Raw genomic sequence first — 21,552 nt, 5'->3', positions numbered from 1 at the left:
TCATTTCTCAATTGTTCATATCCAAACCGTATGAATCGAGATCGGGTGTCGGCAGTGCGTTTTCACCGACCGCGAGCACGCGCTGCAAGGCGGGCGAGGTGTTGTCGGTTCGCCAGGCGAGAGCCGGGAAGAGGTGACTGGGCTCGGTGCCCTCGATCGGCTTGTAGATGATCCCGACGCTCTGCGCCTGGCAGACCGAGCTCAGCGTGATGGTCACCCCGGCGCCCGCCGCAACCAAGGCGAGCACCGTGCTCGAATCCGGCGCCACCTGGGTGATTTTCGGCCGGAACCCCGACGACATGCACATCGAGTACATGGTCAACCGGAGCATCGATCCGCTGTCCTCGGGGAGGCTGACGAAGTCCTCGTCGATCAGGTCCTCGAGGCGCACGCTGTCGCGATCGGCGAGCCGGTGCCCAGCCGGCAACGCGCAGAGCACCTCCTCCACCTCGACGACCCGATAGCTGAGTTCGGGACGCGCCACCGGTATCCGGACGAACGCGAGATCCAGATCGCCCGCTACGAGCAGGTCGAACGCCCGGTAGACGTACGTCTGGGACTGCAGGACCAGATCGATCCCGGGATGCTCTGCCCGGACCGCACGGGTGAGCAGGGGCAGCACTCGCTGACTCGACGCACCGGCGAAGCCGATCCGGACCTGACCTTCCTCGCCTGACGCGATCGCGGTCGCCAGCTCCCGCACCGACGCCGCCTGGTTCACCGCCCGCCGTGCGGGTCCGAGCAGCCGCTCCCCCGCGTCGGTCAACCGCACGTTGCGCGTCGTCCGCTGGAACAACTTGAGCCGGAACTCGTTTTCGAGCTGGGTGATGCGATTGCTCAGCGGCGGCTGCGCCATGTGCAGACGGGCCGCGGCCCGACCGAAATGCAGCTCTTCGGCCACCGCGATGAATGCTTCGAGGTCACGCAGGTCCATGAAATGCCACACTAATACTCTGACGATATTAGTTGCCACAGGATTCGTATTGGATTTGCCGGTTCAGGTGGGTAATCATGTGAGTAGCGCCACCTGGCGCGGTACTCGCCACCACCGGTCACTCCCGTGAGAGCACATCCGAGCGTTCCGGCGAGGCACACCCAGCACAGGGGCCAATACTCACGGAGCCGTCGCGCACCGTGCACGAAGGAAGGAAACACGATGTATCTGCGCCTGCACCACGTGAACGTGACCTCGGACGATATGGGGGAGTTGGGCAAGTTCTACTCCGACGCCCTCGGACTCAGCGAGATCGCCAGCCCCCCGATGATTGCGACGTCTCGGTCGGCGGACAGCGGCGATTCGGGTGACGAGGAGTGGGCGACGCGCGCGCGCTTCTACGATGCCGGCGACAAGGACGAGCTTCAGCTGCATGCCACACGCCGCCAGCCGTATCTCGCTCTGACAGAGGGCCATACGGTGAATCCCCTCATCGGCGGACATGTCGCCTTCCGCACCGACGATATCCAAGCCGTGATGGAGCGTCTGCGCAACAACAACATTCCGTTCGACGATTGGGGCATCTGGTCAGTCGAGGGCTGGTACCAGATCTTCCTGACCGACCCGGCGGGAAACATGATCGAGATCCATCAGGTCATGGAGCCCGACGACGAGTCATGAGCCACCGTCCGACCGGCACGTGCTCGCTTCCGGACTAGGAGACCGCAGGATCTGGACTGCAGCAGGAGAGGTAGAGGATGACACGCTGGCGGAACCGACCCGAAGGTTCGAACTGGGGGGACTTTGGCCCGGAGGATGTGCTCGGACGGCTGAACCTGCTCGGACCCGACCAGGTCCGCAAGGGCATCGCCGAGGTCCGTGACGGCCTCGTGTTCTGCCTGTCCTTGCCGCTCGATCTGCCCGGCGGCACTGCCCTCAACGCCAACCGGTTCCCGCCCGTCGTGCGTCCCACACTGCGGGCCGGGGCGGTCAATTTCAACTGCGACATGGCCGTTGCCCATTCCGGCGCGACCGACGTGATGAGCGACGATCTCGTGGTCTTGCATACCCAGTACTCGACGCAGTGGGATGCCTTCGGTCACGCGGGTGCGTTGTTCGACGCGGACGGACACGGTGTGCCCGAGCGGGTCTATTACAACGGCTGGCGCGCCGGTGTCGACGTCGTGGGACCGGACGGAGCCCACGGTGCCGGAATCGGCAGCCTCGGTCGACTCGACGGCGCCGAGGACGGTCTGGCGTCGACCTCACACGCGGGTCCGGTCGACATCAGCCACATGGCGCGGCACGGCGTGCAGGGCCGCGCCGTCCTGGTCGACCTCGAGGCCCACTTCGGCGCCGACCGCACGGTCGTCGGGTACCAGGACCTCGCACGCGTCCTCGCGGCCGACGCCGTCGTCGTCGAACCCGGCGACCTGCTGGTCCTGCACACCGGCTTCGCCCGGCACGTGTTCGCCCAGCAGGGCACTCCCACCGCGGAGGCGCTCCGGGTGTGCGCGGTCCTCGACGGTTCCGACCCTGCCCTGCACGACTGGATCCGCGACAGCGGAGTCGTCGCGATCGCCGCCGACAACTACGCGGTCGAGGCGTTTCCCCCTACCATCGAGCTTCACGATGCCCCCGCTCTCCCGCTGCACGAGTTGTGCCTGTTCCGGCTCGGCGTGCACCTCGGTGAGCTGTGGTGGCTGTCCGATCTCGCGAACCATCTACGAGCGCAACGACGCTCGCGGTTTCTGCTTACTGCCCCCCCACTTCGGTTACCCGGCGCAACCGGGTCGCCTCTGACCCCGATTGCGACGGTATGAACGTGTCTTCCTCTCCCGAACGTCTTCTCGTGACCGGTGGTGCCTCCGGCATCGGCCGTGCCATCGCCGAGGAAGGTCTGGCTCGCGGATGGGACGTCGTGGTCATCGACCGCGACCCGTCGCCGATCGGCAAGAGTGTGCTCGCCGACCTTGCCGATACCGCGTCCACCGCCACAGCACTCGAGGAGGTACTCGCCAACGGCCCCGTCACCCGGCTCGTCAACAATGTCGGCGCTGTCTTCCCCGGCCCGCTCCGCGAGCAGACTCTCGCGGAAATGGACGCCGCATTCGCTCTCAACCTGCGCTGCGCCGTCCAGTGCACCCAGGCCCTGCTACCCGGGATGACCGACGCCGGCTTCGGGCGAATCGTGAACATGACCTCCCGGGCGGCACTCGGAAAGGAACTGCGCACCGCCTACGCCGCATCGAAGGCCGGACTCATCGGCCTGACCCGGGTGTGGGCGCTCGAACTCGGGCCGCTCGGAATCACCACGAACGCGATCGGCCCCGGGCCGATCGCGACCGAATTGTTCACGAAGGCGAACGATCCCGAACGCACCAAGCAGATCGTCGACTCCGTCCCGGTTCGGCGCATCGGACAACCAGACGACATCGCCCACACCGCGGGGTTCTTCCTCGACGCCCGGGCCGGATTCGTCAACGGACAGATCCTCTACGTCTGCGGCGGCCTGACCGCAGGCATCGCCGCCGCCTGAGCGAGCTCCTCGTTGGTGGCCAATCCGCAGGGAGAACGCTGTGAAAGCCATCGTCAAAACCACCCCCGCAGAAGGCTTCGACTACATCACCGACCACCCGGAACGCCCCGTCACGCACAATGAGGTCCGCATCGCGGTCGCCGCCGCGTCACCGTGCGGCACCGACCGCGAACTCGTCCGCTACAGCGCCACCGCGAAAGCCTTCGGCCTCGAGCTGCCGGTGGTCCTCGGCCACGAAGTCGCCGGAACCGTCATCGAGGTCGGATCGGGCGTCGAGACCCTCCGGCTCGGCGACCGCGTCGCCCTCGAATCGCATATCGCGTGCCGGAACTGCTACCACTGCCGCAGCGGTCAAGGACACAATTGCCTGAACATGGCGCTGCTCGGCCTGCACGTCGACGGTGGGTTCGCCGAGCGGCTGGTGGTCTCCGAGCACGCCTGCTATGCACTGCCCGACAACGTGCCCACTGAAACCGGTGCCCTGTTCGAGTCAGCCGGTGTTGCGGTGCATGCGATGCTGCGCAGCCAGGTCACCCTCGCCGGGTGCTCGGTGATCATCGCCGGCGCCGGACCGATCGGCTTGGCACTTGTTCAGCTCGCCCACCTGTCGGGGGCCAGTCGGGTCGTCGTGATCGAGCCGAATGACTTTCGTCGCGGCATCGCCGAATCCTTCGGCGCTGTCGCCCTCGAGTCCGATCAAGCGGCCGTCGAATGGTGCCTGAACGATGCCGCCGACCGGCACGGGTTCGATGTGGGTTTCGATTGCACCGGCGCCCCCGGCGCACTCGACATCGTTCTGCAGTCGTTGCGCCGCGAGGCCACCGCCGTGTGTATCGGGGTGCCCAGACAACCTTTCGCCCTCGACATCACCCGTTACGTCATCAAGCACGGCATCACCCTGAAAGGCAGCTTCGGCCGATCCCTCTGGGAGACCTGGGATGTCCTCGGCTCCCTGGTGTCGCGAGAGCGCCTCGATCTGAACTCGCTTGTCACTCACCGGATGGGGCTGTCCAAGTTCCAGGAAGCCCTGGACCTGCAAGGCGGAAGTGCCGGAAAGATACTACTCATCCCCGGCATCGACTAGCCACAGCACCGAAGATCACGCCCATTCACGTTGCTCGACAACTTCATCAACTTTGATGGCCCAGGACGTAGCAACGTCCCGGGCCATCGTCGTTTCGAGAAATTCGAGCGCGCACTTCGAGTATCGGCGCAGGTCGCAGCATATGTTCGGCCGTTGTTTCAGATTGGAACAACTACGGCACCTGTGTTCCCTTCCATGATGGTCCCAAGCAAGTGGCGCACGCCACACCACGCGAGACCGAAGGAACATGTGCCATGGATGCAGCCGCCCACGATCAGATCCACGACCTCGACGCCCTTGTCGTCGGAGCCGGATTCGGCGGGATCTACATGCTGTACAAGTTGCGCAACGAGTTGGGCCTCGACGCCGTCGCCATCGACAAGGCCGGTGGAGTTGGTGGAACCTGGTACTGGAACAAGTATCCCGGAGCGCTCTCGGACTCTGAGGGTTTCGTCTACCAGTACTCGTTCGACCGCGACCTGTACGAGCAGACCCCGTGGAAGACGAAGTTCGTGACCCAGCCCGAGATCCTCGAGTACCTCAACGGCGTCGTGGATCGCTACAGCCTGCGTGAGCGCATCGAGCTCGAGACCGGCATGACCGACGCCGAATTCGACGAGCTCTCGGGCCGCTGGACCGTGCGGACCGACCGCGGTGTCACGTACCGGTGCCGGTTCCTGGTTACCGGCCTCGGTCTGCTGTCCGCGACGAATATGCCCAGTTTCCCGGGCATCGAGACGTTCGAGGGCCGCCTGGTGCATACCGGCGCGTGGCCTGAGGACCTGGACCTGACCGGCAAGCGGGTCGGTGTCATCGGTAACGGATCGACCGGCAACCAGGTGATCACTGCCAGCGCCCCGATCGTTGCGCACCTGACGTCGTTCCAGCGCACCCCGCAGTACAGTGTGCCCGCCGGTAACCGCGAGCTCACCCCGGAACAGATTCAGCATCACCGCGACAACTTCGACGCCATCTGGGAGCAGGTCCACAACTCGAGCACCGCCATGGGTTTCGTGGAGAGCACCGTCGAGACCTTCAGCCTCGATGAAGCGGAACGCGAAGCCGTGTACGAGAAGGCGTGGAACGAGGGCGGCGGGTTCCGGTTCATGTTCGAGACGTTCGGTGACATCGCCACCGACGAGGACGCGAACGAAGAGGCGGCAAAGTTCATCCGTCGCAAGATCGCCGAGATCGTCAAGGACCCGGAGACCGCCCGCAAGCTCACGCCCACGGACCTGTACGCGCGTCGCCCGCTGTGCGATTCGGGATACTACGAAACCTTCAACCGGCCCAACGTCACACTGGTGAACGTCAAGGAGAACCCGATCGCGAAGGTGACGGAGAAGGGCATCGTGACCGAGGACGGCACCCTCCACGAACTCGATGTCCTCGTGTGTGCCACGGGATTCGACGCCGTCGACGGAAACTACGTGCGCGTCGACATCCGCGGCCGCGGGGGTGAAACCCTGAAGGAACATTGGAGCGACGGGCCGACGAGCTACCTCGGCATGACCACCGCAGGGTTCCCCAACATGTTCATGATCCTCGGCCCCAACGGTCCGTTCACGAACCTTCCCCCGTCGATCGAGACTCAGGTCGAATGGATCGGCGACGCCGTCCGCCACGTCTCGGCCACGGATGCGGGCTGGATCGACGTCAAGCCCGACACCGAAGCCGAATGGACGCAGACCTGCACGGACATTGCCAATCAGACCCTGTTCTCGAAGGCCGCCGGTTGGATCTTCGGCGCCAACATCCCGGGCAAGAAGCGCACGGTCCTGTTCTACCTGGGCGGACTCAAGGATTACCGCTCGACCCTCGCTGCCGAATCGTCGGCCGGATACCCGAGTTACACCACCAATGACGACGTCCTCGAGCCGGCGATCTGACACACCCTGCGAGGCCGGATTCGATCTGCAACGAAGGACGAGGAATGACGAAGTACGCAACAGTCGACCCCACCACCGGCACCGTGGTGCGTGAGTTCGCCACGATGTCGGACGCCGACGCCGATCAGGCGCTGGTACGAGCCGCCGACGCCTACCGGCTGTGGCGTGAGGTCGATCTGCCCGACCGGGCGGCGGTGCTCGCGAAGGTGGCCGAGCTACACCGACAGCACGCCACCGAGCTGGCCAAGCTGATGACCCTCGAGATGGGCAAGCCGATCGCACAGGCGGAGGCGGAGGTGGAGCTGTCGGCCTCGATCTACGACTACTACGCCACCGCCGGGCCGGCGCTGCTCGCCGACGAGGAACTCGACATCGCCGGCGCCGGGCGGGCACTGGTGCGTACCGCGCCGATCGGGCCTCTGCTGGGTGTGATGCCGTGGAACTTCCCCTACTATCAGGTCGCCCGATTCGTCGCGCCGAACCTGCTGTTGGGCAATACGATTCTGATCAAGCACGCCGGCTCCTGCCCGCAGCAGGCCCTGCGGATCGCCGAGATCATCGACGCGGCCGGAGCACCGGCCGCGATCTACCAGAACGTGTTCGCCACCACCGATCAGGTCGCGACGATGATCGCCGACCCTCACCTGCAGGGTGTGTCGCTGACCGGATCCGAACGAGCCGGCAGCGCAGTAGGCGCGCATGCCGGACGCCACCTCAAGAAGTGCGTGCTCGAGCTGGGCGGTTCCGACCCGTTGATCGTCCTGCCCGGCGCAGACGTGGACAAGGCCGTCTCCGCTGCGGTCGCCGGCCGGTTCTGGAACGCGGGCCAGGCCTGCACGTCGTCGAAGCGGATGATCATCGAGGCCTCGGTGTGGGACCAGTTCGTCCCGGCGTTCGTCGAACAGGCCGCGCAATGGCGGGCCGGGGACCCGATGAGTGAAGACACCCGTCTCGGGCCGATGGCGTCCGTCGCCGCCCGTGCCGACCTGACCGCCCTGGTCGACGACGCGATCGCCAAGGGCGCCGTCGTCCACCTCGGCGGTGAGGTCCCGGACGGCCCCGGCGCCTACTACCCGGCCACGGTGCTCTCCGGTGTCACCCCGGCGATGCGCGCGTACCACGAGGAGTTGTTCGGCCCGGTCGCCGTGTTGCACAAGGTCGAGTCGGTGGACGCGGCCATCGAGTTGGCCAACGACTCACCGTACGGGCTCGGCAGCGCGGTGTTCACCCGCGACGAGAACGAAGCCGACTACGTCGCCAACCGGCTCGACGTCGGCATGGTCGGTGTCAACACCACCATCCGAAGTGCCCCGGATCTGCCGTTCGGTGGCGTCAAGAACTCCGGAATCGGACGCGAACTCGGCCGCTTCGGCCTCGACGAGTTCGCCAACAAGAAACTCGTCCGCATCGTCTGAGCGGCCGACCCCACCACTGCGACACCAGGAGTAGTCATGCGCGCTGCCGTCTACTACGGCAACAAGAAGCTCGAGATCGAAGACGTTCCCGAGCCGACACCCGGAGACGGGCAGGTCAAGGTGCGGGTCAGCCGCAACGGAATCTGCGGAACCGACCTCCACGAGTACTACGACGGGCCGATCTTCATCCCGCCGTCCGACCCGCACCCGCTCACCGGCAAGGCCATGCCCCTCGTCATCGGGCACGAGTTCTCCGGTGTCGTCACCGACGTCGGCAGAGGTGTCACGGATGTGCACGAGGGCGACCACGTCGCCATCGAGCCGGTCTACCGCTGCGGTGAGTGCCGCCCCTGCAAGTCCGGTCGCTACAACCTGTGCACGTCGGTGGGTTTCCACGGCCTCATGGCGGACGGCGGCATGGCCGAGTACACCGTCGTCCCCCGCAACCAGGTGCACGCCCTCCCCGAGAGCATCCCGCTGGAGATGGGCGCACTCGTCGAACCGATGGCCGTCGCGTACCACGCCGCCGTCCTCGGTGAGGTGGGCGACCAGTGTAGTGCGCTGATCTACGGCGCCGGCCCCATCGGCATCGGTCTCTGGTTCGCGCTGCGGGGCATGGGTTTGACCGAGATCGACGTGGTCGAGCCCTCACCGACCCGTCGCGCGTCGATCGAGGCGCTCGGCGCGCGGACACTCGACCCGACGAGCCAGGACGTGTCCGCACTCATCGCCGACCGCACCAACGGTGACGGTGTCGACGCCGCATTCGACGCCGCAGGGGTCGCCCCGGCGGTCACCTCGGCGCTCGAGTGCGTCGGCGAACGCCGACCCCTGATCAGCGTGGCGATCTACGACAAGCCACTGCCCACTCCGCTGATCAACCTCGTTCTGCGCGAGCGTCGCATCCAGGGAACGATCTGCTACACCGGCGACGACTACCGGGCCGTCATCGACCTCATGGCCCGGGGCCACTACGACACGACCGGATGGGTCGACACCGTGCCCCTCAGCGGTGTCATCGAGCAGGGGTTCGAAGCGCTCCGCGCCGGCCAGAAGATGAAGCTGCTCGTCGATCCCACCCTCTGATCCCACCCACTTTCACTACAGGAGAATGACAATGACAGTTGCACATGTAACCGGTGCCGCCCGCGGCATCGGGAAGGCCATCGCCCTGCGCCTCGCCCAGGACGGCCACGACGTCGCCGTCTCGGACCTGCCCTCGATGAAAGACGAGCTCGACGTCACCCGCAAGGGCATCGAAGCCCTCGGTAGACGATCGGCTGCCCTGACCGGCGATGTGTCGGATCATGATTCGGTCCGGCAATTGGTCGTCGACACGGCCGATCAGCTCGGTTCCCTCGACGTCTTCGTCGCCAACGCGGGCATCGCGCAGACCAAAGCGCTCCTCGACGTCACCCCGGAGGAGTACGACCGGGTTCACGCCGTCAACGGCCGCGGCGTCTTCCTCTGCTACACCGAGGCGGCGCGGCAGATGATCAAGCAGGGCACCGGCGGCAAGATCATCGGCGCGTCCTCGATCGCCGGCCACAAGGGCTTCCCCCTGCTGGGCGTCTACAGCTCGTCCAAGTTCGGTGTACGCGCCCTCACCCAGGCGGCCGCGCAGGAATGGGCCGAGCACGGTATCACCGTGAACGCATACTGTCCCGGCATCGTCGACACCAACATGTGGGTGGAGGTCGACCGCGACCTCGGCGCCATCAACAATGTCGGCGAGGGCGAGTCCATGAAGGCCATGGCCGCCGGCATCACCCTCGGGCGAGTGTCCCGGGGTGAGGATGTCGCAGGGTTCGTGTCCTACCTCGCCGGACCCGACTCGAACTACATGACCGGCCAGTCCGCCCTCATCGACGGAGGCATGCTCTTCGTCTGACACAGCACGACCCGAATACCCAGCCGCGCGGCCTGAGCAGACCTGCCCCGCCCGACCCCACGATTCACGTCGTCGGGCGGGGCAGCACCACCCGTGCTCTTCTCCCAAGCGGAGAGCACGCACCCTACCCCTCCCCACCGTTGTGGAGCCCCTCATGACCTCATCTCACGTCCCGACCTTCGGCCTCTGGTACGACTTCCGAAACCCGGCCCAGTGGCGGCAGCCACTCGGCAGTCTCTACCGCGAATCCATCGACCAGGTGGTCTGGGCGGAGCAACTCGGATTCACCTCCGCGTGGCTGAGCGAACATCACTTCGCCGACGACGACTACGCATCCTCCCCGCTGACGGTCGCCGCGACGATCGGCGCACGGACGTCGACGATGCGGATCGGCACCAACATCATCGTCGCGGGTCTGCACGAGCCGGTGCGCCTCGCCGAGGACGCCGCGGCGTTGTCGCTGCTGACCGGCAATCGGTTCGAGCTCGGCGTCGGACTGGGCTACCGCGCAATGGAATTCGCCGCCTTCGGGCGCACGGTCAAGCAACGCCCGAGCCTACTCGAAGATGCCATCGCCGTGATCCGACGTGCCTGGAGCGGCAGCGGGGAACCCTTCGACGGCAAGCGCTTCTCGCTGCCCGGGGTTCCGGTGACACCCCTGCCGGAAGTGTCGCCGCGGCTGTTGATCGGAGGCCAGTCCGAGCCGGGCATCGATCGGGCCGCCCGGCTCGGCGACGGCCTGATCACCCTGTCGAACGACCACTGCCAGGTCTACCTGGACGCGATCGAACGTCATGGCGGAAATGCTGCCGATGCGCGGATCTACGCGAGTCAGTGGGCGATCGTCGCCGACGATCCCGAGAAGGTGTGGTCGCAGGTGGGCGAGCACGCCCGGTACCAGCTCAACAAATACATCGAGTGGGGATCGTTCGAGGGCCCGAATCAGCCGTCACAGTTCCCCGACACCCAGTCCATCCTCGACGCCGGCGCCTACCGGTTGATGGACGCCTCGATGGCGGTCGACGAACTGGTGTCGCTGGCGACCACCTATCCTCAGATCCGCGACTTCCACTACTGGGCGCAACTGCCCGGCGAGTCCGTCGAATCCGGATCGGCGCGCATCCAGTATCTGGCCGACAAGGTCATCCCCGTGGTGACCGAGAAACTCAGCGCCCGACTGACGTGACGAGAGGATGCAGGCTCACACTTCGATGTTGTGAGCCTGCATCTTTCGATACAGCGTGGTTCGACCGATTCCCAATGCCTCCGCGGCCTTGCTGCGATTGCCCGAGAACTGTTGGAGCGCACGCAGAATAGTCTCGCGTTCGGAGGTTTCGATCATGGACAGCCGACGCCCCGTCCGCGCCCCTTGAATCTGAGCCGGCAGGTCGGCAATCTGGATCACCCGGCCGGGCATACGGCGGACGAGTTGTTCTACGGTCCGGCGCAGTTCGGCGAGGTTTCCGGGCCAGCTCCAGCGAATCAGCAATTGCTGCGCTTCGGAGGAGAATTTCGTCGAGTGCTCAGAACCTTCCAGTTCCGACAGGACCGCATCGATCAGGCCGGGGATGTGTTCGCTCATGTCTCGGAGGTCGGGTAACGCGACGGTGGTGGCCATCTGACTGATCAGGGAACTGACGTGCGCGGGGGCGCTGTCGCCTTCGACGGTGACGACTGCCGGAACGTGCGATTCTGCCGGGCGCATGAGCGCCTTGACCCGATTCACCTGCAGCGGGGCGAGGTCTTGCAGGTGCTGCACGATCACCGGACGTCCCGATTCGAGGGCGGCGGTCGCTGCGACGAACCATTGCGGCCCCTCGTCCGGCAGAAGGGTTGCGACATCGACCACGTGGGGATCCTGCTGCGCGAAGTGCGTGCGCAGGAACGCAGTGGCCGTGTGAAGCTTCCCGGTGCCCGGGCCTCCGTCGAGTGCAAGGCATTCACGGTGCCGAGCCACCAGGGACAGCTGCTCGTCGACCGCGGGCACCGGATGCACCGGCGGTCGGGGTGATCGCTTCGCCTTGGGCGATCGGCGACGCGCAGTTACGGACTCACCCCGGTCCAGTCGCAGGCCGCTGTCCTGTTCCGGCAGCACTCGAATCATGTAGGTGGGGCTCGATCCGGACCCACGGTCGATCATCTCCACCTCGGCCTCGTGCCACTCGGACTGCAGTGGTATCGGCATCCGGCACTTGTCCCGGGTGGGTGCGTTGTCGTTCAGGTAGTGCCACAGCATGGCGTGCGTGCCAGGACCCAGATGGGACAGGCCGGCGGTGTTGGCGAACATGGTCTGCTCGTTGATCACGATGACCTGATCGCGCTTGTTCCGATTCGCGTAGAGGTATGACCGGACCAGGGCATGATCGTGCATTTCGAGTGTCGCGGCGAGGTTGCTCTCGATTTGCCGCCCGACGTCGACAGTGATCGCCCCCATCAGAGGGGACGCGTCCTCGGTGTTGGCGGCGAGTGAGAACGTTCCCAGCAGACGACCGGTGAAGGGCTCGAAGACCGGGGCCCCGGCGCAGGAGAACGCGGCCAATCGCTCGCTGAAGTGCTCGTTACCCTGGATCACCAGCGGACGTCTCTCGGCGAGGGAAGTCCCCATCCCGTTGGTGCCGATAGTGCGCTCCGAGAAGTCGAACCCCTCTGCAGCGTACGCACTGTCGAGGCGAGAGCGCTGGCGCGGTTCGCTGGCCTTGCGGCTGAGGATGTTGCCGCTGCTGTCACTGAGGAACATCGCGACACGCACGTCGGCCAGGTGATCCGCCAAGCGCGCCAGCACCGGCTCCGCAGCCTCCTCGAGAGCGGAATTGGTGACCAGACTCCCCCGGTACGGCGGCTGGACGGACTGCACTTCCTCACCGATACAACGCCGCCAGCTACGGTCGATGACCTCCCGGACCCCGGTGTTCAGCGTGCCCGAGTCCAGCAACCCTTTGGCGAGCAACTCCTCTTTCGCTCGTCGGATCCGCTCCTGATCGAGTGGACCGGCTACACGACCGGATTTGCCTCCACCGGTGCGCTGAGCCATGTGCTCCCCTTATCCGATGCAACAGTGTTCCACGTCACATTGTTGGTCAGTACAAGTATGCGCGGTTGTTCCGAAATGAAACACCGACGGTTTATCAGGAGAAGTGAGGCATCTACCCGACAGCCCCCCCGGTACGCAATGCGGCGATCGTGGCGTCGGTGAGGCCGAGTTCGGTGAGTACGGTGTCGGTGTGCTGTCCCAGTGCGGGGACCGGTCCCATGGGCAGTTCGACGTCGGTGAACGTCATCGGTGGCAACACGGCCCGGACCTGGCCTGCTTCGGTGTCGATCTGGCGCCACCGGTCGCGCTCGGACAGCTGCGGGTGGTCGATGAGATCGCGCATGTCGTTCAACCGTGCGGCGGGCACCCCCGCGGCGGCGAGCCTTTTGTCGAGTTCGTCGGTGTCGAACCGGCGGGTGTGTTCGGCGACGACCGCGTCGGTCTCGGCTCGGTGCCGGACCCGGAGGATGTTGGTCGCGAACTTCGGGTGCTCGACGAGGTCGGGGCGGTCGAACACCTCGGTGACCAGGGCCCGCCAGCCGCGGTCGTTCTGCACGCCGATGAGGATCCGGCCGTCGATGGTCGGGTAGGCGTCGTAAGGGGAGATCGAGGCGTGACTCAGCCCCATCCGTTGCACCTGCGTGTCCTGGTACATCTGCAGGTACATCGGATGCCCGAGCCACTCGACGGTGGCGTCGAACATCGACACATCCACAACGGCGCCGACGCCGGTCCGCTCGCGGCGGAACAGCGCCGCCTGCACGGCGGTGAGGGCATACATGCCGGTGGCGATATCCGAGGCCGGAATACCGGTCTTCGTGGCGGACTCGGGGGTGCCGGTGATCGAGCACAGCCCGGTCTCGGCTTGGACGAGCATGTCGTAGGCCTTGCGGTCCTTCAGCGGCCCAGCGGTGCCGTATCCGGACATGTTGACCACGATCAGCTCGGGCCGATCCCGGCGCAGTTCCTCCGCGCCCAGACCGAGCCGGTCCATGGCGCCGGGCGCGAGGTTCTGGACCACGACATCGGCCCGGTCGACGAGTTTGCGGATCACCGAGACACCCTCGGCCGCTTTCAGGTCGACGGTCACCGATTCCTTGCCGCGGTTGAGCCAGACGAAATGCGAGGCAATTCCGTGCACGGCGCTGTCGTAGTTGCGGGCGAAGTCGCCCTCACCGATGCGTTCGACCTTGATCACGCGGGCACCCAGATCGGCCAGGTGCCTGGTGGCGATCGGAGCGGCGACGGCCTGCTCGAAGCTGACGACCGTGATCCCGTCGAGGGGCAGTGCACCGTGCAGCTGCTCGCTCATTTCGGCGTACCCGCCGCTTTGCGCTCCTGCTTGACCAGGCCGCCGCCGATGATCAGGCGCTGGATCTCGCTGGTGCCCTCGTACAGGCGCAGCAGCCGGACGTCCCGGTAGATCCGCTCGACCGCGACCTCGCGCATGTACCCGCTGCCACCGTGGACCTGCACCGCCAGGTCGGCGACCTTGCCGACCATTTCCGTGCAGTACAGCTTCGCGACCGACGGGGCGATGCGCCGGTCGGTGCCCTCGACCCAGGCGCGGGCGGCCTCACGCACCAGGGCCCGCCCGGCCATGACCCCGGTCTGCTGGTCGGCGAGCATCGCCTGCACAAGCTGGAAGTCCCCGATCGCGGTGCCGCCCTGGGTTGCGGTCGCCGCGTAGGCCACCGACTCGTCGAGCGCACGCTGCGCCTGCCCGACCGCCAGCGCCGCGACGTGCACCCGGCCGCGGGCCAGCGACGTCATCGCGGCACGGTAGCCGACCTCCTCACTGCCACCGACCAGCGCCGACGACGGCACCCGCACGCCGTCGAAGTGCACGGTCGCCGTGGTCGATCCGGCGTGCCCCATCTTGCGGTCCTTGCTCCCCACCTGGACGCCGGGGGCGTCGGCCGGCACGAGGAAGACGGCGATACCGGGGCCGTCGCCGTCGGCGGGCCGGGTACGGGCGAACACGACGAACAGGTTCGCGATCAGGGCGTTGGTGATGAAGCGTTTCTCCCCAGTGATCAGCCAGTCGTCGCCGTCGCGTACCGCCTTCGTGCGCAGTCCGGCCGGGTTGGATCCGGCGCCGGCCTCGGTCAGGGCGAACGAGGCGACGACCTCACCTGACGCAATACCCTCGAGCCAGGTCGTCTTCTGCTCCTCGGTCCCGTAATTGACCAGTACCTGACCGGCGATGCCGTTGTTGGTCCCGAACATCGACCGCAGCGCGAGGGTGGTGTACCCCAACTCCATCGCCAGCTCGACGTCCTGCACCAAATTCATGCCGAGACCACCCCACTGCTGGGGAATGGCGAACCCGAACAGGCCCATGTCCTTGGCCGCCGCCCGGATCTCCGCCGGGATCGCGTCCGTCTCGTCGATCTCCTGCTCACGCGGAACAACGACGTTGCGCACGAAAGTCCGGGTGTGGGCCACGATGTCGCGGAAATCGTCGTCGTCCAACTCGGTGTTCGGATCACGGGTCGCGGTGGCGGTCACGGTTGTCTCCTGAAAATCGAAATGCGAATTGATCGTCAGTTCGCGCGGCAGGCGAACTTCGGGACGCCGGATGCGGCGTGTGGTGTGTACTTCCAGGATCGGTCAACCAGGGGGCGTCCGGTTGTTCCAAATCGGAACACCACGGCGCCGCAGAATCGGACACGATGGAGAGGCGACAACGGAGAAGACCGCGACACCCGCAATCAGCATCCGAGGAAAAGGGTCCATGAGCACGTCCCAGCAACACCAGCCATCACCGACAGTGCGGTACGGGGTACGCGACGGCGTCGCCGTCCTCCGCCTCGCCAACCCACCCGTCAACGGCCTCGGGGACACCGTCCGCGCCGGACTCGCCTCCGCCGTCGCCCGTGCCGCTGCCGACGACCACGTTGGTGCTGTCATCGTCGTCGGTGAGGGCAAGGGGTTCTGCGGTGGCGCCGACCTGCGCCAATTCGGCACCCCCGCAGCGACCGCCGACCCCACCCTGCCGGACGTCCTCACCACCATTACTCACTCACCGAAACCGGTGATCGCAGCCCTCCACGGTTTCGCCCTCGGTGGTGGACTCGAGCTCGCTCTCGCCTGCCACTACCGCATCACGCACCGGGACGCGAAACTCGGCCTGCCCGAGGTGAACGTGGGACTGATCCCCGGGTCCGGCGGGACTCAGCGCCTGCCCCGGCTGATCGGTGCCGCGGCCGCGCTGCGGCTGATCCAGCAGGGCACGCCGGTGTCCGGCGCCCGGGCGTCCGAACTCGGTATTGCCGACGACTGCTTCGACGGCGATCCGCTCGGCGCCGCCCTCGATTTCCTCCGCACCCAGGTCGACACCAGCGTCTCGGGACCGGTGGTCGACAGCCTGCCGCCGGCCGACGCGGCAGGTGTCGACTTCGACGCCGCCCGCCGGACGGTGCGGCCCAGCACCCGCAACGGTCTGGCCCAGCTCACCGCGATCGACGCCGTCGAGACCGCCACCCGGCTTCCTACCGCCGCCGGGCTCGCCTTCGAGCGGGCCGCCTTCCTCGGCCTGCTCCGGGGTCCGGAATCCGCGGCCCTGCGGCACGTGTTCTTCGCGGAGAAGACCGCCCCCAGACTCTCCGGCGTTCCCCCCGTGTCCGCGCGGCCGATCTCCCGGGTGGCGGTCGTCGGCGCCGGCACCATGGGCAGCGGGATCGCCATGGCGTTCGCGAACGGCGGACTCCCGGTCACGTTGATCGAGCAGAATCAGGACGCCCTGACCCGGGGAACAGCCCTGGTGCGCAAGACCTACGAATCATCCACCGCCAAAGGCAGACTCACCGAGACGCAGGCACGAGACCGCATCGCGTTGATCGAACCGAACCTCGATCTCGACGCCGCCGCCGAGGCCGACCTCGTCGTCGAAGCAGTCTTCGAGGATATGGGCGTGAAGAAGGAGGTGTTCAGCAAACTCGACACCCTCTGCAAGCCGGGTGCGATCCTCGCGTCGAACACGTCCCGACTGGACCTCGACGAGATCGCCCGTGCCACCAGCCGTCCGTCCGATGTGATCGGTCTGCACTTCTTCAGCCCCGCCAACATCATGAAACTCGTCGAGGTTGTCCGCGGGGAAGCCACCGCCGACGACGTCGTCGCCACCGGCCTGGCTCTCGCCCAGCAGATCGGGAAGATCCCGGTGCTGTCGAAAGTCTGTGAGGGTTTCATCGGCAACCGCATGCTCACCCCCTACCGGCGCGAAGCCGAATTCCTCCTGGAAGAGGGTGCGACTCCGCAGCAGATCGACGCCGCGCTGCAGGCCTTCGGTATGGCGATGGGTCCGTGCGCGATGTCGGACCTGGCCGGCCTCGACATCGCCTGGGCTGCGCGCAAGCGACTGGCCCCGACCCGTCCGAAAGACGTCCGGTATTCGCGGGTCGCCGACACCCTCTGCGAGAACGGACGGTTCGGGCAGAAGGCTGGTGCAGGCTACTACCGGTATGAGAAGGGCAGCCGCACACCGGTTCCGGACCCCGCCGTCGACGAGATAATCCGCACCTGCGCCGCCGAAGACGGCATCGAATGCCGCACGATCACCGACGAGGAAATCATCGACCGCTGCGTCCTGGCCCTCGTCAACGAAGGCGCCACACTGCTCGGTGAAGGAATCACCCAACGCGCCTCCGACATCGACGTCGTCTACGTCGACGGCTACGGATTCCCAGCCTTCCGCGGCGGGCCGATGTACTACGCCGAAGCCCTCGGCCTGGACGTCACCCTGCAGAAGATCCGCGACTTCGAGAACCTACACGGTCGAACGTGGACGCCGGCACCACTACTCACACAACTCGTCGACGCCGGTCGCACCAGCTTCTAGTCTTCGGCTGCAACGGGTTCCGTCCTTCGATGGAAGGGCGGAACTCGTTCCGCTGGGTCGCCCACGGACCAGCCACCGTGGTGGGCGCCATAGTTGACCTACGATATGATGTGGTTCACACCAACAGGCTCTCTGGCGAACAGTGATGAACACATGCGCGACACATCAGCACACGACAACCCCTCGGCCACTCGCACCTTCGTCGATGACGCACCGGGTAACCCGTTCAAGACGAGCCATCTGCCGTGGAACCTGGAGTTCGATCCCGCAGTGGCGCCCACCACCACCCGTGTCGATCTCGGTGAACCGTGGGTGGTCGGCTGCCGCGTCGGGCGCATGAGTGGACGTCGCCGTGCTCCCGAGATACGAAACACGCAGGGTGAGTATGCCGCGGTCCTGATGGTGCACAGCGGGACCGAAATCCTGACCCAGCAAGGCAGGACAACCGAGGTGCGGGCAGGCACTGCTGCGCTGTGGGACGGCGTGCGTCCCGTCGAGTGCTTCAGTGCCGCAACGCTCGTCAAGAGCACGATGTTCATCCCACGCGCGTCGCTGGCCGGGATCCCCGACCTCGACTCCGTGTTCGTGCGCACGATCGAGAATTCGGCGACCCTGCGACTGCTGACCGGATGGCTCGATGTGTCCATGCGGCAGAGTGCCCTCGATCGGGATGCCGCGCACACCGCAGGCCGGATGGCGCTCGAGCTGCTGCATTCCGCCCTCGCGCGCACTCGCGGCGGCGCCAGTGACTCCCGGGAAGTCCTGTTGTTGCAGATCAAGGACTTCCTCGACCGCAACCTCGGCGACCCGGATTTGACGCTGGACACGGTCGCGCGGGCGAACGCGGTCTCGGTGCGCTATCTGCACATGCTCTTTCAGGGCACCGGCGAGACCGCCCGGGAATACCTGCGCCGCCGCCGTCTCGAACGCGCCCAGCACCTGCTGCTCGGTCCCGGGCCGGAGTTGGCGGTGGCCGAGATCGCGATCCGGAGCGGCTTCGACAGTCCCTCGTCATTCAGCCGCGCGTACCGCACCCGATTCGGTGTGGCACCGCGCGAGGCGCGGCGGCAGTTCGCTGCCGCGTAGGGGTGTGCGCTTCCGGTGAAGTTTCGTGCTCACCACGCCAAGACTCGCCCCCCGGGTGCATGCCAACCTGTGATCAGCGCCTCATTTCAACGACGCAAAGGCAGGCACCATCATGACGATCACGACACCCGATCCCACCGGCGTGCGCGCGCCGCAGGACGGCCCACTCTTCCAGCCCGGCCGAATCGGAAAGATGACACTGCGCAACCGGTTCGTCCAAGCCCCGATCTTCACCCAGTTCGCGAGCACCTTCGGCGAGGTCGACGAACGACTGATCGAATATCACCGCGCACGTGCACGCGGTGGTGTCGGACTGATCATCATCGAGAACACGTCCATCGACTGGGAAGTCGGCCGCACCGTCGGCCACCCGATCCGCATCGATCACGACCGGTTCCGCGCCGGCCTGTCGGACCTGGTCGAGGCCGTCCACAACGAGGGCGCCAAGATCGCCGTCCAGCTCCATCACACCGGCCGCCAGAACTCGCAGGGCAACACCGAGCGCAACGAACCACCCCTCGCCCCGACCGCAGGAATCACCAGCGCATTCGGGACGCCGCCGCGGGCCATCGAGGAACACGAGATACCCGGCCTCATCGACCGCTACGCGCAGGGCGCCCGCCGCGCCGTCGCCGCCGGATTCGACGCCGTCGAACTGCACGGCGCCCACGGCTACCTGCTGGGACAGTTCCTGTCCCCGTTCACCAACCGCCGCACCGATGACTGGGGTGGCTCTCTCGAGAACCGGGCCCGGTTCGCGCTGGAGGTCGTCAAAGCCGTCCGCGCGGAGATCGGACCGAACGTCCCGTTGCTGTACCGCCTCAGCGCCGAGGAACCCTACGAAGGTGGCCTCAGCCTCGACGACGGCCTCGCGTTCTGCGAGATGCTCGACCCGCTTGTCGACGCACTCGACGTCAGTGCGGGCAACTACGACACGGCCGCGACCCTGCTGCCGATGATCGCCCCGGGATCCCTCGTCGGGTACGCGAAGGCGGTCAAGAGGCGGGTGTCCGTGCCGGTGATCGGCGTCGGTCGCCTGACCTGGCTGCTCGACGACATGCACAAGGCCGTCGGCGACGGAGAACTCGACTTCGTGGCACTGGGTCGCGCACAACTCGCCGACCCCGAGACGGTGGCGAAAACCCGCCGGGGCGAACCCGATCGGGTGCGACGCTGCCTGGCCGTCAATGAATGCATCTCACGCTGGATGTTCAACGGCAAACGTACTCAATGCGTGATCAACCCCGCTCTCGGCCAGGAACGACGCGCAGCAGAGGCCCGACGGCCCGCGGCGGTGCGACGACGGGTGCTCATCGTCGGAGCCGGCCCCTCAGGCTGCGAGGCCGCCCTGCTCGCCGCCGCCCGGGGTCACCACGTCGAACTGATCGACCGCGCCGACCGCATCGGCGGGCAGCTTCACGCCTGGGCCGCGCCAGGTGCGTTCCGCGCCGAGATCGAGAACCTTATGGCCTTCTACGAGACCGAGCTCGACCGGTCGGACGTGACCCTGCACCTGAAAACCGACGCCGATACTCTCGACCTCGATGCGTGGGACTCGGTGCTGCTGGCAACCGGCACCGTCCCCAACCACGATGGCCTCGACGCGGTCGCCATGCTCACCGAGCGGCGCGCACCGGAGGCAGATGCGGTCACCGTCTTCGGCGAGACCGAGACGGCCATGTTCGCCGCCTTGTGGCTCGCCGAGCAGGGTAAGCGTACGACCCTGCTCTCCCCGAAAGACGTCGTCGGCATCGACACCAACGACATGGAGCGAGAGCACCTCACCGGCCTGCTCACCGAGCGCGGAGTCGAGATCCGACTCGATGCGTCCGCCCCCGACACCGGCACCGTCGTCTGGGCCACCCCACGGGTCCCGTCCACAGTGTTGTCCGCTGCCGTCGACGACGATCGTGTGCAAACCATCGGCACCCGCTTCCGCGGCGGCCGCCTGTACGAGGCCACCCAGTCCGGTTTCTGGACAGCCGCACGAATCTGAGGGGGAACAAGATGACCGTCCGAGCGATCGAACACATCGGCATCACCGTGCCGGACCTCGAACAAGCGACCACCTTCTTCGCCGACGCGTTCGGCGCCGAGAAGATCTACGACATGATCGATGCCCCGCTGTCCGGTCCCGGCATCGAATCCGGTCTCGGTGTTCCACCGGGAACCGCGATCGAGTCGATCCGCATGCTGCGGTTGGGCAACGGCCCGAACCTCGAATTGTTCGTCTACTCCGGGACGAAACAGCGAGAGCCCGTGCTGCCGAGCGATTTCGGCATCCAGCACTTCTGCGTCTACGTCGACGACATCGACGCCGCCGCCACAAGACTCGAGAAGGCCGGCGGAACGTTGCTCAGCGCCCCGGGTGACTTGCCCGGCGGCGACGCCGGGCCCGGAAACCGATACCTGTACGCCAGAACTCCCTGGGGAAGCACGGTCGAGCTGGTGACGTACCCCTCCCCGCAGGCCTACGAAGCCGACACCGAACTACGACGCTGGCGGCCGCCGGTCACCGAGTCCACGGACAGTCGACGGCAGGATTCGTGATACTCCCCGACTGATTTGCATGTCGGTGGTGGTGCGCTGCGCCCGTCTGCAGCCGGTGCGCCACCGCGGTGACAAGTCATTACGGTCGTCCAAGGCAGTCATGACTCCGACAGCAGTGGGGTGCCGGTACGAACACGGTGCCGGGACGGTCGCCGTGTTGCTCGTCTGGATCGTATTCCGATGCAGCCTAATCGAGCAGACCTGCAATCGATATGCGCTCCCGGTGCCCGCATCGGGTACCCGATGCTAGGCAGCAGCGCACAGATCTCACTCTGCGCTTGCGGGTGTGG

Annotated in this window: 17 protein-coding genes; 13 read left to right on the top strand and 4 right to left on the bottom strand. The window is 66.4% G+C overall.

Going from position 1 to position 21,552, the window contains the following annotated elements:
• Positions 1-7: 7 nt before the first annotated feature.
• The gene (locus WKC72_RS40810; protein WP_370184938.1) at positions 8-934 is read right to left on the bottom strand and encodes a LysR substrate-binding domain-containing protein; all 927 of its coding nucleotides are present in this window, start codon (positions 932-934) and stop codon (positions 8-10) included.
• A 222-nt stretch (positions 935-1,156) separates the two neighbouring features.
• Between WKC72_RS40810 and WKC72_RS40805 the strand changes: the two genes are divergently transcribed.
• The 9 genes from WKC72_RS40805 (at position 1,157) to WKC72_RS40765 (ending at position 10,938) form a co-directional block, all read left to right on the top strand.
• The gene (locus WKC72_RS40805; RefSeq protein WP_268788894.1) at positions 1,157-1,615 is read left to right on the top strand and encodes a VOC family protein; all 459 of its coding nucleotides are present in this window, start codon (positions 1,157-1,159) and stop codon (positions 1,613-1,615) included.
• Positions 1,616-1,692: 77 nt separating this feature from the next.
• Positions 1,693-2,757 (top strand): cyclase family protein, encoded by a 1,065-nt coding sequence (locus tag WKC72_RS40800; RefSeq protein ID WP_370184936.1) that lies wholly within the window; start codon positions 1,693-1,695, stop codon positions 2,755-2,757.
• Positions 2,754-3,473, top strand: a complete 720-nt coding sequence (locus WKC72_RS40795; RefSeq protein WP_370184934.1) for an SDR family oxidoreductase — start codon at positions 2,754-2,756, stop codon at positions 3,471-3,473. The genes WKC72_RS40800 and WKC72_RS40795 overlap by 4 nt, the downstream gene beginning before the upstream one ends.
• 40 nt (positions 3,474-3,513) lie before the next feature.
• Positions 3,514-4,557, top strand: a complete 1,044-nt coding sequence (locus tag WKC72_RS40790; protein ID WP_370184932.1) for a zinc-binding dehydrogenase — start codon at positions 3,514-3,516, stop codon at positions 4,555-4,557.
• Between the two features lie 254 nt (positions 4,558-4,811).
• Positions 4,812-6,446 (top strand): flavin-containing monooxygenase, encoded by a 1,635-nt coding sequence (locus WKC72_RS40785; RefSeq protein WP_370184930.1) that lies wholly within the window; start codon positions 4,812-4,814, stop codon positions 6,444-6,446.
• Positions 6,447-6,490: 44 nt separating this feature from the next.
• Positions 6,491-7,861 (top strand): NAD-dependent succinate-semialdehyde dehydrogenase, encoded by a 1,371-nt coding sequence (locus WKC72_RS40780; RefSeq protein ID WP_370184928.1) that lies wholly within the window; start codon positions 6,491-6,493, stop codon positions 7,859-7,861.
• A gap of 36 nt (positions 7,862-7,897) precedes the next feature.
• Positions 7,898-8,947: a 2,3-butanediol dehydrogenase gene (locus WKC72_RS40775; RefSeq protein ID WP_370181997.1), complete on the top strand. Its 1,050-nt coding sequence runs from the start codon at positions 7,898-7,900 to the stop codon at positions 8,945-8,947.
• A gap of 31 nt (positions 8,948-8,978) precedes the next feature.
• Positions 8,979-9,752 (top strand): SDR family oxidoreductase, encoded by a 774-nt coding sequence (locus tag WKC72_RS40770; protein WP_370181998.1) that lies wholly within the window; start codon positions 8,979-8,981, stop codon positions 9,750-9,752.
• A gap of 154 nt (positions 9,753-9,906) precedes the next feature.
• The gene (locus WKC72_RS40765) at positions 9,907-10,938 is read left to right on the top strand and encodes an LLM class flavin-dependent oxidoreductase (protein WP_370184926.1); all 1,032 of its coding nucleotides are present in this window, start codon (positions 9,907-9,909) and stop codon (positions 10,936-10,938) included.
• Positions 10,939-10,953: 15 nt separating this feature from the next.
• On the opposite strand, the gene WKC72_RS40760 is transcribed toward WKC72_RS40765, so the two are convergent.
• The 3 genes from WKC72_RS40760 to WKC72_RS40750 form a co-directional block, all read right to left on the bottom strand.
• Positions 10,954-12,783: a sigma-54-dependent Fis family transcriptional regulator gene (locus WKC72_RS40760; protein ID WP_370184924.1), complete on the bottom strand. Its 1,830-nt coding sequence runs from the start codon at positions 12,781-12,783 to the stop codon at positions 10,954-10,956.
• Positions 12,784-12,895: 112 nt separating this feature from the next.
• Positions 12,896-14,095, bottom strand: a complete 1,200-nt coding sequence (locus WKC72_RS40755) for a CaiB/BaiF CoA transferase family protein (protein WP_370184922.1) — start codon at positions 14,093-14,095, stop codon at positions 12,896-12,898.
• Entirely contained in the window at positions 14,092-15,294 is a 1,203-nt protein-coding gene (locus tag WKC72_RS40750) for an acyl-CoA dehydrogenase family protein (RefSeq protein ID WP_370184920.1), read from the bottom strand. Before WKC72_RS40750 ends, WKC72_RS40755 begins: the two co-directional genes overlap by 4 nt.
• 226 nt (positions 15,295-15,520) lie before the next feature.
• On the opposite strand from WKC72_RS40750, the gene WKC72_RS40745 reads away from it, so the two are divergent.
• From WKC72_RS40745 to WKC72_RS40730, 4 genes are all read left to right on the top strand, one after another.
• Entirely contained in the window at positions 15,521-17,626 is a 2,106-nt protein-coding gene (locus tag WKC72_RS40745) for a 3-hydroxyacyl-CoA dehydrogenase NAD-binding domain-containing protein (protein ID WP_370184918.1), read from the top strand.
• A gap of 153 nt (positions 17,627-17,779) precedes the next feature.
• Entirely contained in the window at positions 17,780-18,712 is a 933-nt protein-coding gene (locus WKC72_RS40740) for a helix-turn-helix domain-containing protein (protein ID WP_370184916.1), read from the top strand.
• Between the two features lie 112 nt (positions 18,713-18,824).
• Positions 18,825-20,708 (top strand): FAD-dependent oxidoreductase, encoded by a 1,884-nt coding sequence (locus tag WKC72_RS40735; protein WP_370184914.1) that lies wholly within the window; start codon positions 18,825-18,827, stop codon positions 20,706-20,708.
• A gap of 11 nt (positions 20,709-20,719) precedes the next feature.
• The gene (locus tag WKC72_RS40730; protein ID WP_370184912.1) at positions 20,720-21,262 is read left to right on the top strand and encodes a VOC family protein; all 543 of its coding nucleotides are present in this window, start codon (positions 20,720-20,722) and stop codon (positions 21,260-21,262) included.
• Positions 21,263-21,552 lie beyond the last annotated feature (290 nt).

This window comes from Rhodococcus wratislaviensis (genome assembly GCF_041228765.1).
GTDB classification, from domain to species: Bacteria; Actinomycetota; Actinomycetes; order Mycobacteriales; family Mycobacteriaceae; genus Rhodococcus_F; species Rhodococcus_F wratislaviensis.
The sequence above is the reverse complement of the archived record's forward strand: the minus strand, read 5'-3'. Positions and strand labels throughout refer to the sequence as shown.